We start from the raw sequence: 14,826 nt of genomic DNA, 5'->3' as shown, positions 1-14,826 counted from the left end.
GAAATTAATTAAGAGACAGGGCTAGTTCAGGTCTCATTTTTTTCCATTGATAAAAGGGTGAAAACTCTGGTTGCGACATTTTCTCTACTGGAAGATAAAAGGTTTGCTCCAATAAATGTTGGCCGCTTAATGCTGCGTGGGAAACATGGTCGGTAAACACAATCCAGGTACTTTTGGCTGGAAAATTTATTTGTTTTTTATCCACATTCGCTTGGTAAGTATCATCAAGCTTCATGTTATCATGTAAATGCAACATGTAATGGTCATAAGGGGAACGGAGCGTTTTGGTTGCTTTTATCCATTTCAAGACTTGTGCCTTTATTTTATTATACGGGGCTATTCCAGGAGCAAACCGGTTAAGGACATCCTGGAATGGTTCTCCTACATTCCAAACCCTTGGCTCATTATCGGGATTAATATTACAAAAAACACGTAAAATCCGTAATCCATGAACAGGGCTAGCGGAAAACGAATCCACATGTAACCGTGTGTCGTCTTTTCGTTTTGAAGATGCTCGTCCTTTAATTTGCGCAGGCCTAAAGCTGGTCCTTCCCCATTGTAAATGAGGGATATACGCCGGTAAAACATTTTGAATGAGTTGGTAGGAGAATTCAGCATAACCATGCATCATTGGGCTCAAAATAGAATCCAAACCATGAATATCCTTATTAAATGCACTTAACTTGTTGTTGCGAATGTCATAACTTACGTTCTTTCGACTGCCATCAAGAATATTTTCAGACAGTAAAATGGAATCCACGGATGTGAAACAATAATCAGGGAAAAACAAAATATTGCCTTCCTCTAACGAGTGAATGCTTTTCTGATGATCAATTTCATCTATCTTTTGCGTTAATAAACAGGAATTCATTATTTTATCCTAAATAATGTGGAATTAAGTAAAAATTTAAGCCTACTTCGAATATAATTCCAAAAATCTAAATTTACTTTCATTGGATCATATCATGTCACTTTGTCCTTGTGGATCCCAAAATACATATGAATTGTGTTGTGGGTTATACCTCGATAAAAAACAGTTGCCAGAAACACCTGAGCAGTTGATGCGATCACGATATACAGCATACACGATGGGCAAAATTGATTACATCAAAAATACAATGAAAGGCAAAGCATTAATCGGCTTTAATGAATTGGAAGCCAAGCAATGGGCACAAACTGTTAGATGGATTCATTTAAAAGTAATAGATTCAAGCATGCCTCATCCAGAAAAAGGTTTTGTGGAATTTGCTGCACGTTTTTCCGATCAAAGTAAAATACAAACGATTCATGAAATCAGTGAGTTCCAAAAAGAAAATGACAGATGGTTTTACGTCAATGGTGTCCATAAATCCGATTTAAATCCAGTCAAAAAACTGAAAGTTGCACGTAATGCGCCCTGTCCTTGTGGTAGTGGCAAAAAATTTAAAAATTGTCATGCAAAATAACAGCAGAGTTAAAATATGAAAGGTCATTTAATGCTTAACATTTTCATTTTTCTCGCCTCAGCCAGCATTATGGTACCTATTGCAAGTCGTTTCAGGCTCGGATCTGTTTTAGGTTATCTCATAGTAGGCATCCTTATTGGTCCATTTGGATTAAAACTGATAGGTAACTCACAACAAATTATGAATTTTGGTGAGTTTGGCGTCATTATGATGCTGTTCCTGATTGGTTTGGAACTAGAACCTGCTATGTTATGGAAGCTTCGAAAAATTATCATTGGATTAGGAGGCTTACAAGTCCTTTTAACAACCCTCCTCTTATCCGGGATTGGTATCCTTATAGGCCTGGATTGGAGAGCAGCCTTGGTGATTAGTATGGCTTTATCACTTTCATCTACTGCACTTGTTTTACAAATGTTACAAGAAAAAAACTTGTTGAAGACTGCCGAGGGAGAAACGTCCTTTGCAGTATTGCTTTTCCAGGATATCGCAGTCATTCCTATATTAATTATCATTCCCCTATTAAAACAATATGGAGATGTACCTGTTCATGTTGATGAATCCTTATTAATTGTGCATCTTCCCCGATGGATGCATGCAATATTGGTTGCAGGGGTCGTTGGCGCAGTTATTTTAGTAGGACATTATTTATCCCGACACTTATTTTCAATAATTGCAAAAACCAATCTACGGGAAGTATTTACAGCCTTTTCTCTTGCTTTAGTCGTCGGAGTTACCCTATTAATGGAGTCAATTGGTGTATCACCAGCTCTGGGTGCTTTTATTGCAGGAGTTGTTTTGGCTAATTCTCAATACAAACATGCAGTGGATGCAGACATACAACCCTTTAAAGGAATTTTGCTTGGTCTATTTTTCATTTCAGTCGGTATGGGAATGAATTTTTCCCTCTTTAGCGATAAAGCAATGCTTATTGTTTTTGCGGTTCTTACACTAATCACATTCAAGGCAATTGTTTTGTATATTTTAGGTTTGTTCTTTGATCTAAACAAACTCCAAAGTTTAGGTCTTGCATTTGCCCTCTCCCAAGGAAGTGAATTTGCATTTGTTCTTTTTGATTATGCAGGTTTAACAAAAGTCATCCGCCCAGAAATTGCTTCCTTTTTTACTTTAGTTGTCGCACTGTCCATGTTGGCTACACCTTTCCTCATGCTTCTTTACCATCGATTTGTTATTCCAAAATTTATGAGCTTCTTACCTGATCGGGAATATGACTCTTTTAATGAAAAAAATGGAATTATTCTCGCCGGCTATGGCCGTTTTGGCCAAATTATTGGACGCTTGTTGACTGGTGAAAACATTACAGTGACAGTCTTGGAAAAAAATCCAGAACAAATAGAATTGCTCCGCAAATTTGGTTATATCGGCTATTTTGGAGATGCTAGTCGATTGGATATGTTAAAAAGTGCCGGTGCTGAGCATGCAAAACTCCTCATTGTTGCTGTCGGTAATGTCGAAGCAAACATCAAAATTGTTAAATTAGCAAAGCAGCATTTTCCACATTTAAAAATTTTTGCAAGAGCCCGTAATCGACGCCATGCTTATGAGTTATATCGACTGGGTGTCGATTACTTTATTAGAGAGTTGTTTGACTCTTCTTTGAGTATGACAAAAGAGATTATGAAATTTTTAGGGTACAAAGATGAGGATATTTTGAAAAAATCCGAAGCATTCAGAAAACATGACGAGACGACATTAGTCCAGTCTTTTGATTTTTTTGAAAAAGAAAGTGATTTAATCAATTTCTCCCGACAAGCAAAAGGTGAGTTAGAGCGTCTTTTACAATCCAGTTAAAACTGTATTGATTTTTGCGTTGAGACCTGGTGTCCTGTACTTATCGGAAAAAAACTGAAGCTCAATTTTGCTTATAGTCCGTTATAAATTTTTAATGTACCTATAAATGATCTAAATATTGAGAGGAGTTTTTACTGCATATGATTAATCTTCAGCACATTTCTATAGAAACTTTTCTCAAGGAATATTGGCAAAAAAAACCTTTGGTCATTCGTAAGGCATTACCAGACTTTATTAATCCTTTATCACCGGATGAATTGGCAGGTTTAGCTCTTGAAGAGGACGTTGAGAGCCGCCTGGTTATGGAAACACCTGACGTGGCACCCTTCTGGCATTTAAAGCGAGGCCCTTTGTCACAGAAGGAATTCAATGAATTGCCTTCGTCACATTGGACTTTGCTCGTGCAAGGAGTAGATAGATTAATTCCCCAAGTATATGAATTGCTGAATCATTTTAATTTCATTCCACAGTGGCGAGTTGATGACATCATGATTAGTTATGCTGTATCCCAAGGAAGTGTGGGACCACATTATGATAATTACGATGTTTTCTTATACCAGGGTTTGGGAAAACGGGAATGGCGTCTTACTACTAAAATGTGTCACAAAGAGAATTACATTAAAGATCTGGAACTTCGTATTATGAATCAGTTCGATGTTGAAGAGCATTTTATTCTTGAAGAAGGAGACATGCTTTACCTCCCGCCCCATGTAGGACATTATGGTATTGCCTTATCCCAACACTGCATGACTTATTCTTTCGGATATCGTAGTTATCAAGGGCAAGAATTATTAGAAAGCCTTGCGGATTATTTAAGTGAAAAGGGATTGTTTAAAAATTTATATCAAGACCCGGATTGGTCTCAGTTACAGCATACTTCTGAAATTACTCCCCCAGCCTGGCTTAATGCCAAAATGTTACTACAACAACTTATTAATGAGGATTCTATAATAAAGTCCTGGTTCGGGTGTTTTGCTACACAACTTGATTATCAGGCAGAACTTCAGTTGCCTTCACCTTTAGAAGATCATGAATCCACAGATTTACAAAGTTTTATCCATGAAATAGAAATGGGGCTGGATCTTGCTCGGGATCCTTCATGCCGATTTGCATATCAACAATCAGAGAATTATTCTAAATATCAACTTTTCATTAATGGTTGTGAATGGGATGTCTCTGGAGTGTCTCCTTCTTTGGTTGCATTCGTTGCAAATAATCGGTTTTTATCCCATCAATCAGTGATTGGACTTTTAAATACTCCAGAAAATCAAATGTTTATCTATAATTTATGGAGATTGCAATGGTTACAAAGTGCAGAAAATTAAGAATTTAAATGTTAAAAATAAAAAAATTAGTTAGAAATTTGGTTAAATTTAAAAACGTAGCGTATAGTTAATATACATACCATAACAAGGACAGGTATAATGAAAAAAATAATACTGGCTGTATTTTTGGTGTGCTCAACCCCATTCCTAGTCAACTGCGGTGGCTCCTCCTGTTGTGGAACTTGTGCTAGTGATTGTGGTGGTTGCGGGGGTTGTAATGGAAGTTGGTACTAAATAATATTTAATAAATGGCAAATGATATAGCTGAATGCAGAGAATCGAACCAAGACATCCTCTAAAATTATAAAGGTTCGTTTCCTGCATCTTAGCTATTACGTTCAACGGGTACCAGAAATGATTAACCCATATCTTCACGACGCACCAGCGGCAATTTCAATTGACCAAAATCGAGCTTATCACTGAATAAAGTAATTAACGCACCCGTTAATACCAATACAATACCAACCGTACCCCAGAGATTTAATTCTTCACCCAAGAGTAATACTCCAAAAATAACCACAAATACCGGCTCTAACACAGATAAGATAGACGCTTTTTCTGAGCTGATGTATTTTAAACTGTATAACAACAACACTATAGGAATCACCGTTGCAACAATAGCGATACCAAAAAGATTGTTCCAGACTTCTAATGAGATTGGTACAGCAAATGAGTGATTAAACATGGAAACAACGAAACTTGTTACCATACATCCTAAACAAACCATGAATGTAGACATATTTGGTGAAAGCGTGTTTCTTTCACTGCCAATGACATAGCAGGCATAAAAAAAAGCAGATGCAACACCCAATAAAATACCCCATAAATTAAAAGATAAGGCATTTAAATCAATCATGAGCGACATACCCACTAAAATAACCGTTATGGCGAGATAATAAATTCGCGGTATTGAATGGCCATAAAAAAAATAATTAAGAAGTATAATGAGGACTGGATAGGTAAAAAAGATAACCATAGCTAGCCCAGAACCAATATAAAACGAAGATAAAAAGTAAATCCAAGTGGATAGCCCATAAAAAAATGTCCCGGTTAAAAAAGCAATAAACATATTTTTATAACTATCATTGTTCTTTTTAATTTGAGGTAACAGAAAAAGAAAAATAATAATGCTGGAAATTAAAAATCTCCAAAACAACATTGTGCTCGCAGAGAGGTTGCCACTCATTGCGCTTAAACCAAAATACCCAATGAAACCGTAAAGAAATCCAGATAAAATAGCACAAATAGAGCCACGATACTCTTGATTTATCATCATGATAATACTGCCTGAAAAACTGATTTATATAAAATCAGGTGGTTTCATAACCAATCCTGTAAGTTTGCAGGTAGACAATACCTGCATAAAAATTTTAAAATGAGTGTATCATTTTTTCCACATAATAACATATTGCAAATAATAAATACATATTGTATTATTTTCATCCCTTTCTGCTGAGATATGATGTATGTTGCGTTTTTTTCTTTTTATTTCGTGTTTCCTGATTGCAATTCCTGAAGTTTACGCTGAATCTCCTTCATGTACGGAACACCAATGTATTGCTGTTGTCGATGCGGGTAGTACTGGCTCCAGGCTTCACATTTTTGCCTATGATCTCGATGAAACCCAAACACCATCTCATATAACGGAAATATGGTCTAAAAAGATCAAACCTGGATTTGCAACGATTGAAGCCAATCAATATACCATAGATGCATACCTCACCACACTTTTTTCTGGAGCGCCAGCGCAACACATGCCAGTATATTTCTATGCCACTGCAGGAATGCGTCTTGTTCCACAAACCAAGCAAAAAATTTATTATCAAGAAGTACAAAAATGGTTTAGTCAGACATCGGACTGGCAGCTGATGGAAGCCAAAACCATTACAGGTCATGATGAGGCATTATATGACTGGCTTTCAGTAAATTATCATATCGGAACCCTCAAATCTGCTTCTGACCCGGTAGGGGTTATGGACATCGGTGGTGCTTCAGTACAAATTGTTTTTCCAATTCAAAAAAACACGGACAACAAAGATACACCTGTAGAATTGAACCTATACGGCCAACATATTAGTCTTTCAGTACATAGTTTTCTAGGACTTGGCCAGAATGAAATGACGCATCAACTTCTCGATACTGCTTCCTGCTTTTCTGAGGGATACCCTCTTTCTGATGGTAGCTCTGGCCAAGGTGATGCATTTATTTGTGAACAAGAAGTATCGCCTTTAATTAAAATGCATAAAGTCAAAGAGGAAGTGCAACCCACTCTCTCTGCTAACCACATAAAAAAATGGTACGCGATTGGAGGATTTCCAAATGTAGCAGAAAGTAAACCATTTCAATTTCAAAACAATCAATTAACCATCCAGGACTTGGTGCAACAAGCCAATACGCTCATTTGTCACCAACAATGGGAAAATCTCAGTAGCCAATTTCCTAATAATGAATACATTGAATCCTATTGCCTTTTACCTGCCTTTTATTATGCACTTATGGTAGAAGGCTACGGATTAACAGCAAATCAAACGGTGAATTATGTGCCTTCAAATCAAAATCTGGATTGGACTTTAGGCGTTGTTTTACATCATTAACAAGAAAATAGGTGTTTCATTTTAGAGATAAAAGTTTTTTTTGTTGGGCCATGGCCCAACCTCCCCTATCCTATCTGTCGATTTTTGAGCACTACTAGTTATAATTCTTCGAAAGAAAAGTCTTCTGACCTGAATGTCATGGATTGGTTATAAAATAAGCATAAGGCGTCCCTAAATTTTTTCGCTCTTGATGGTAAACCCTGCCTACAATAATGCATTACCTGTTCATATACTGCTTTTTTAAAAGCAATAGTATCTGTCTCTTCGCCATTTAAATTATCATTGCTAATATAAAATTTATAACCGGTAGCTTTTGAAAGTATCCATTCCAACGCCTGCGGTTTGACCTCCACCTGTTGGAAAAGAGCCTGCTGTGCTTCTGTTCGCCCATCAGGCATATACCAATATCCAAAGTCTACTTGTTTCCTCCGTTCCTCTCCGGCAATAAGCCAGTGAGAACACTCATGTAGTGCACTACTAAAAAAACCGTGCGCAAAATATAAACCATGATAAGAATGCCGCTCACCAGCAGGAATATAAATTGGCTCATCATCACCCTTTAACAGTCTTGTATTATATTCCTGTCCGAAACATTCATCAAAAATTGTTATTAAATCTTGATATAGATGCACCAATCGCATTTCACTCACAAATTTATACATACTGCCTAATTTATACTAATATATTTAAAGAGTCATTATATTTATGAATTCCAGGATTAGGAGTTCCGACGATAATATGAATAAAAAAACCCTGTCGTATCGATTAGGATTATTAATAAACAGACTCCGTTGGCCCATCATAGTCTTATGGTTGCTAGCCATTTTACTTTGCATTCCCTTTTTACCCCATATTATTGACCCATTCACTACAACTGGATTCATTGATGAAAGTGCTACAAGTGCTCACGCACAAGCTTATATGAATAAAAAATTAGGCTACGACGATAAAAATAAGTTCCTCATCATGTATCACAGTGATACGCTTTTGGCCACTGAACCAGAGTTTAAAAAGAAAATGAAAACATCCTTATCTGGTTTAAAAAAATTTCCAATTAAAAATGAAATCATTTATCCCAATGGAACACATCAAATTTCAAAGGATAAGCACACAGCCTATGTAGCCATTATTCTTAAAACACAAGATCAAATCGGTGAGGAGCTATTAAACCAATTTAAAAAAACCATTAAAAAGCCTTCGAACATGACTATTTTGATGGGTGGCGAACCGCTTTTTGTTCAGAACGTTAATAAACAAACCCAAACAGACCTCTATAAGGCAGATTTTGTGGCGACACCTGTCGCTATAGTCACTTTAATTTTTGTATTTGGATCGGTTGTTGCAGCAACGCTCCCAATTATTTTAGGAGGTGGGTGTGCTCTCATTATACTGACTACACTTTATTTTTTAGGCCATTACTTCGCTCTTTCTATTTTCACGATTAATATCGCTTTATTGTTGGGCCTTTGCCTTTGCCTTGATTATTCTTTATTTTTTATTAGCCGCTTTCGTGATGAATTACATAGTGGAATAAAAATTGAAGAAGCAATAGCCATCACCGAGGAAACAGCAGGTAAAGCAATATTCTTTAGTGGTTTAGCCGTATTTGTGAGCTTAAGTGCTTTGTTTTTATTTCCAGTGAATATTCTTTTTTCAGTTGCAGTAGGTGGTTTGGCTGCAGTTTTTTTTGCAGTGTTCATGTCCACGATTTGTTTACCAGCGATTCTTGCTGTTCTTAAAACTAAAATAGATTTCCTTTCAATACGTCTATTTAAAAACAGAGATCGCACTAGCTTTTGGCGATGGATAGCCAATCGGGTGGTTCACCACCCCTATCTGTTTTTCTTTCCAATTCTGATTTTTTTACTGGTCTTGGGCTATCCTCTTCTGGTATCCAAATTTGGTATTTCAGACTATCGTATATTTCCAGAAAAGTCAGCGAATCGTGCTTTCTATGATACCTATGCACAGAAATTTAAAATTGAAGACTTAAATCCAATTGTTTTGGTCATCGAATCATCCTCTTCATCTATCCTTTCTCGATCCAATCTGAATGAGATATATAATTTAGTCAAAAAAATAAAAAAGAATCCTTCAGTTAAGAAAGTGGATGGAATTATAAGCAGTGATTCTGATCTGAAAAAAGGCCAATACTATACCCTTTATCATCTCGATAAAAAATTACTAGACCCTCAAGTGAAGCAGTTACTAAATACCACAACCACCAAACAGATGACCATCCTGAATGTCATTAGCAAATATCCCGTGCAATCAGAAGAAACCCAAAAATTGGTCAATGACTTACATAAGCTCAAAATAGGTTCGGGATTAAAAATTCAGCTGACCGGAGTAGCTGTAAGTAATATCGATGTGCTGAATAGTATTTATCATTATTTACCCTATGCCGTCTTATGGGTCATTGTTTTTTCTTATCTAATACTTCTTCTATTGCTACGTTCTTTATTTTTGCCCCTTAAAGCAATCATTATGACTTTGCTTAGCCTTAGCGCCGCTTATGGGGCCCTGGTTTTCGTCTTCCAGGAGGGGTATATGGCTAACTTTCTAAATTTCCAGCCTCAGGAAATGCTCGACATCAGCTTGTTAGTCATCATATTTTGCGCCCTCTTTGGTTTCTCTATGGACTATGAAGTTTTTTTGCTGACAAGAATCAAAGAGGCACATCAAATTACAAAAGACAATAAGAACAGTATTATTTTCGGTATTGAAAAAAGCAGCCGTATTATTACGAGTGCTGCTTTAATAGTCATTGTAATTTGCGGTTCATTCTTAATTGCAGATGTACTAATGGTCAAAGCATTCGGGTTGGGTATCGCTGTGGCTATTTTTGTGGATGCCTTTCTCATCAGGACATTTTTAGTTCCGGCAACAATGGCCATCTTTAAAAATTGGGTATGGTATCTACCGAAATGGATGGATCGTCTCTTGCCAAAGCTATAGTTCCTGTCTGTTTGAATATACCCGAAGTGTTTACTATACTGAATTTAAAAGTTTTTTAGTTAGATATTGGATAAATAACCAAAAAACATTCAGCCGCTGATTTGGTTTCGTATTATTCCTTAATGCCCTACTTTAGGATGAAAAATGGCGAATAAAATAATACAAGGCTTATTTGAAGAATATGCATCTGACTTCCCTCATCATATCGCCGCCCAATGCGGGACTGAAAGATTGACTTATAGCGACCTAAACCACCGAGCAAACCAACTGGCCCAATATTTATTAAATAGAGGTATAAAACCAGATACTCCTGTTGCGCTCTGTTTAGAACGTTCCTTTGATTTTCTCATTACACTCATGGCCATTTTGAAAGCTGGCGGTGGTTACCTGCCACTAGATGCATCACAACCCCAAGAACGTTTATTATTTCTGCTCCATAATAGCCAATGCCCTATCCTCATTACTCATTCTGTGTATCAAGACCAATTTGCGTCTTTTCAGGGAAATGTGATTATATTGGATAAAGAGAGAACAAGTATCAACAATTATGCTGCAGAAAACCCTATATCAAACAATACACCAGAGAATTTGGCTTACATAATCTATACATCGGGTTCAACTGGAACACCCAAAGGTGTACTCATTGAACATCATTCCGTTGTTAATTATTGCCTTTGGTTTGCAGATTATTCACAGTGTAAACCCCAACAACGGATCGATTTTTCTGCCAATCCAATTTTTGATATGTCGGTGACAACTTCCATTGTTCCGCTCATGCTGGGTTTGACAGTGGTTATTTGTGAGGATAATACAAAGAAAGAAATTTCCTCTTATTTGCAATATCTAGCAAAATCACGCATTAATATCATGAAATTGACACCCAGCTTTTTTAAGGTGTTATTACATGGAGCTAAAAACGAGCCAATGCCCTTGCCTCATCTTAACACCATTATTTTAGGAGGAGAAAATTTATCGGCTTCAGAATGCCAATCTTGGCTGGACTTGTACCCGAACCATATTTTATTTAATGAATACGGTCCCACAGAAGCAACTGTAGCGGTTTCAGCATATGGGGTAAACCGTTTAAATTGCCATCTTTTAGAGGGAAATGTACCAATTGGCATCGCAGGTACCAACATGGGCTTTACCATTCTTGATGCCAATCACCAACCCGTAGCAGATGGAGACGAAGGTGAATTATTTATTAGTGGAAAGTGTCTTGCTCGTGGTTATCTCAACCAAGTGCAATTTTCCCAGGAACATTTCCTTTTTATCAACGATACCCGTTTTTATAAAACTGGAGACTTATGCAAGAAACGTACTGATGGAATGATCGAATATCTAGGACGTATGGATGACCAAGTCAAAATACGAGGATTTCGAATTGAACCCAATGAAATTTTAAAACATTTATGGACTCACCCAGACATTAAAGAAGTAACGCTTCTCGCACAAAAAGATACTTTCGGTGAGCAAAAACTCATTGTTTATTACATACCCAAAAAAGATTCAATAGTTATCAATACCACACAGTTACGCCGGTATTTGCAGAAAGATTTACCTGAGTACATGATACCTACAGGATTTGTAAGGATGGAGTCATTTCCACTTACTGCAAATGGTAAACTGGATAAGTCTGCTTTTCCCGTGCCCTTATTGGCTACAAATCATAATTATGTCGAACCGGTCACTGTTTTAGAGAAAAAACTTACCCAAATTTGGTACGAGGAATTAGGCGTTCAGCTTATTGGTCTTTATGATGACTTTTTTGATTTAGGCGGACATTCACTATCAGCAGCACGTATCATTTCCAAAATAAATGCTGAATTATCCAGAAACATCCGTATCTCGGATTTTTATAAAGCATCTAACATCGCAACGCTGGCATCTAAAATTAAAAAAACCAAAAATAAAAATATGAGGAAAAGAAACAAACATTTCGATTACTATAAAACCAGAAATATTCCTCTGAGTGACTTTCAATTTTTGCTTTGGATGACCAATACATTTGAACCCAGAGCACGAAAATTGAATATTGTAGACAGGAAGCGGCTTCAAGGTTATCTTAATGAGAAAGCTTTAGAATTTGCCTTTCAAGCTGTTTTAAAAAAACATCGTGCCCTTACTTTCCAAATTTTAAAGTTACAACCAGCGCAAAAAATACAAAAAAATTGGTCTTTTAACCTTGATGTTGTTGATTTAACAACCTTGTCTTCTAATCAGAGTGATATGGAACTCCAGCAATCAATGGCTCATTTGATAAACTTTTATCCTTGGCCGAAAAAAACACCACTCGTCATTGCCAAATTATTTTTCTTGCCTGATAACGAATCTGAACTCCAGATTTGTATGCCGCATTTTATATCAGATGATCACTGTACGGATATTTTATTCTCTGAGCTATCTCAATTTTACTTAAAGTACAACGAATTATCGATCAATGAAATTAAAACAGATTCTCACTTCAAAGAGCATATTTTTAATGAACGAACCGCAATGAAAATGCATTTAGAGGAAGACATACAATTTTGGGAAAAGTATCTGCAGGATGCTAATTTATTTACTTTCCCAGAGGAGCACATCATCCCCAACATGCAAGCTGAAGGCGTGCCCTATTCAACATATTCCATATTGCCGGAAGAATCGCTACTGCGTCTTAAACTTTTTTGCGAAAGAAACCATATCAGTATGAACAATGCATTATGCGCAATCATTGCATTGGCTTTAAGAAATTGTTGTGGCCATTGTTATCAAGGTAATCCCAGTACATTTTTAAATAGGATTCAGTCCACACGGGATAATTCGAATTATGATAATACGATTGGCTGTTTTCTAAGGATAGAACCTACTAAAATTGTTTTGGATGCAAAGACTTCGTTGATTCACTTATCCCAGCAAATACGTAATGCGATGATTGATACAAGCAGTTATCAGTATTGTCCCAACTTGGTAAAACTATGTTCTATTAATTCTTTGAAACCCACAAAAATAAAAAAAGCTTTGGCTTATTTTCTCACGCCGCTTTATATGAAACTCCTTAAAATACCCTCCCTTTATCGAAAGATCTTGCAACATTGCGGAAGTCGCATGATTTCATTTAAAAGGAACAATGAATTCCTTATTAACATCAATATCCGTAGCAATTTTATTGATTCCTCGAATAAAAGTTTAGAATTTTGTGGGCTTAGTACGAAATCTATTGATGGTAATAAGTATGATTTATTATCCATCGACTATATTTTTGAAGCGAGTTTTATTCGTGATGCGAACACAAATATACGACATCTCGTTATTTCAGCGAATCTGAAACCGGTCTTTCGCGAAAAAATTACACAAGAAGTGATTCAAATTATGAATACACTAGAATTAGATAACCATTCTGTTGAATCTACCAAAACAAAGTCTGAACAGGCAGAATCCCTCCAGTTTATAAATTGACATTGGTAATGTTTGACACACAGTGATGCATTTTGAAAATTTCCTCCATTTTATTGCGAATAATAATCGCCATCTCTTTTGCAGATGAATCAATTTTCTGATAGAGTTATTTGAAAAATTTCATGCCTAAATAAAGAGAGGATGTTAAAAATGATACGAGGATTTTTTGCAGGGTTAATGTGTTTGCTTAGTTTCTCTGTTTTTTCTTACGGTAATTCTTGTGGCGTTGCATTACCTACAAATGATTTAAATTTTTGTTCTTCTTTTAAAGTTGTGGCGACATGTTACTGTACCTCTTCTGGTCTACCTGCTGGAATGTGTCAAGATATGAACATGCTCTACGCACGAATGGTAAGCGTGTATGGTTCCCTGGATAAGGCATGTGCTGCCCAACCATATACTACAAAGCAAGATTGTCTCGATAATTGGAATTGTTACCGTTTAGGTGGTGTAGATTCTCGTGGCAGAATCTGTAGTTCAACTAAAAAACCCTGTCAGTAGATTAATTCGTTTCAAATAAATAGCTTCTATGTTGGGTGATAACCCAACATAGTTCTAATGTATACAGCTACCCTAGTAGAGAATTATTGTGTATAATAAAAAATCAAAATTATTTATATTCTCATTCCTATTTCTTTCATCTTCATTTTGTTTTTCAGAAACTGATAGCTTGCCAAAGCATCCTTTTTATATCGGAGCAATTGGTGGATGGGGATCGACTACATGGAAAGGTTTAGTACCGACGAAAGAAAATCAAAATGTGGCCCTTATGCTCTCGACACCAATAGATGTGGATGAGGGTGGAAGTGTCTGGGGTGTTTTAGGTGGCGTTGAGTTTACTCACTTTTTTGCCTTAGAAATGAATTACATGCGTTTACCTGAAGCGAATATCCATTTTGATTCAATAAGTTTATTCAGCTTCGATCATGATGGCTTAGAAACTTTAACGACCCAAACAGAGACAATTAGTATCATAGGAAAACTGATGGTGCCTATTCCTCATTCCTCTATGAAAATTTTTTCCGGAGTTGGGGTTGCCGGTGTACATCGTAAAGATATTGTGGTGGATGATTGGCGACCAGGTCCAACTTTTAGTGTAGGAATCAATTCTGAACTTACAGAAAGGCTCATGGGTGAAATTGCAGGAACCTTTACTGCAGGCTATGGAGAATCGCAACTTAATCCTACAGACACCTATTATCCTTTCCTCTATTCAGTTGCTGCCCATCTCATTTTTCGTTTTTAATTCTTAAAATA

Annotated in this window: 11 protein-coding genes; 8 read left to right on the top strand and 3 right to left on the bottom strand. The window is 36.5% G+C overall.

What is annotated here, in order from left to right:
• Positions 1 to 4 precede the first annotated feature (4 nt).
• Positions 5 to 871: a Kdo hydroxylase KdoO gene (gene kdoO, locus BU07_RS0108775; RefSeq protein ID WP_031565268.1), complete on the bottom strand. Its 867-nt coding sequence runs from the start codon at positions 869 to 871 to the stop codon at positions 5 to 7.
• A gap of 94 nt (positions 872 to 965) precedes the next feature.
• Between kdoO and BU07_RS0108770 the strand changes: the two genes are divergently transcribed.
• The 3 genes from BU07_RS0108770 (at position 966) to BU07_RS0108760 (ending at position 4,579) form a co-directional block, all read left to right on the top strand.
• Positions 966 to 1,445, top strand: a complete 480-nt coding sequence (locus BU07_RS0108770) for a YchJ family protein (RefSeq protein ID WP_031565266.1) — start codon at positions 966 to 968, stop codon at positions 1,443 to 1,445.
• Positions 1,446 to 1,460: 15 nt separating this feature from the next.
• On the top strand, positions 1,461 to 3,254 hold the full coding sequence (locus BU07_RS0108765) for a monovalent cation:proton antiporter-2 (CPA2) family protein (RefSeq protein WP_031565265.1): 1,794 nt from the start codon (positions 1,461 to 1,463) through the stop codon (positions 3,252 to 3,254).
• Between the two features lie 140 nt (positions 3,255 to 3,394).
• Positions 3,395 to 4,579, top strand: a complete 1,185-nt coding sequence (locus BU07_RS0108760) for a cupin domain-containing protein (protein ID WP_031565262.1) — start codon at positions 3,395 to 3,397, stop codon at positions 4,577 to 4,579.
• Positions 4,580 to 4,937: 358 nt separating this feature from the next.
• Here BU07_RS0108760 and BU07_RS0108755 read toward each other — a convergent pair whose 3' ends face one another.
• Positions 4,938 to 5,852, bottom strand: coding sequence for a DMT family transporter (locus tag BU07_RS0108755; protein ID WP_172459811.1), 915 nt, complete (start codon positions 5,850 to 5,852; stop codon positions 4,938 to 4,940).
• A gap of 193 nt (positions 5,853 to 6,045) precedes the next feature.
• Between BU07_RS0108755 and BU07_RS0108750 the strand changes: the two genes are divergently transcribed.
• Positions 6,046 to 7,173, top strand: a complete 1,128-nt coding sequence (locus tag BU07_RS0108750) for an acetate and sugar kinases/Hsc70/actin family protein (RefSeq protein WP_031565258.1) — start codon at positions 6,046 to 6,048, stop codon at positions 7,171 to 7,173.
• A 98-nt stretch (positions 7,174 to 7,271) separates the two neighbouring features.
• Here BU07_RS0108750 and BU07_RS0108745 read toward each other — a convergent pair whose 3' ends face one another.
• Entirely contained in the window at positions 7,272 to 7,805 is a 534-nt protein-coding gene (locus BU07_RS0108745; RefSeq protein WP_031565256.1) for an elongation factor P hydroxylase, read from the bottom strand.
• Between the two features lie 106 nt (positions 7,806 to 7,911).
• Between BU07_RS0108745 and BU07_RS0108740 the strand changes: the two genes are divergently transcribed.
• The 4 genes from BU07_RS0108740 to BU07_RS0108725 all read left to right on the top strand — a co-directional run bounded on the left by BU07_RS0108740 (position 7,912) and on the right by BU07_RS0108725 (position 14,815).
• The gene (locus BU07_RS0108740) at positions 7,912 to 10,131 is read left to right on the top strand and encodes an MMPL family transporter (RefSeq protein WP_031565255.1); all 2,220 of its coding nucleotides are present in this window, start codon (positions 7,912 to 7,914) and stop codon (positions 10,129 to 10,131) included.
• 144 nt (positions 10,132 to 10,275) lie between these two features.
• Positions 10,276 to 13,569, top strand: coding sequence for an amino acid adenylation domain-containing protein (locus BU07_RS0108735; RefSeq protein ID WP_084157824.1), 3,294 nt, complete (start codon positions 10,276 to 10,278; stop codon positions 13,567 to 13,569).
• A 150-nt stretch (positions 13,570 to 13,719) separates the two neighbouring features.
• Positions 13,720 to 14,070 (top strand): hypothetical protein, encoded by a 351-nt coding sequence (locus BU07_RS0108730; protein WP_031565251.1) that lies wholly within the window; start codon positions 13,720 to 13,722, stop codon positions 14,068 to 14,070.
• A gap of 169 nt (positions 14,071 to 14,239) precedes the next feature.
• Entirely contained in the window at positions 14,240 to 14,815 is a 576-nt protein-coding gene (locus tag BU07_RS0108725) for a hypothetical protein (protein WP_242601928.1), read from the top strand.
• The last annotated feature ends 11 nt before the right edge of the window (positions 14,816 to 14,826 follow it).

It is taken from the genome of Legionella wadsworthii DSM 21896 = ATCC 33877, from assembly GCF_000701265.1.
In the GTDB taxonomy this organism is placed as follows: Bacteria; Pseudomonadota; Gammaproteobacteria; order Legionellales; family Legionellaceae; genus Legionella; species Legionella wadsworthii.
This window is presented reverse-complemented; position numbering and strand designations above follow the sequence as displayed.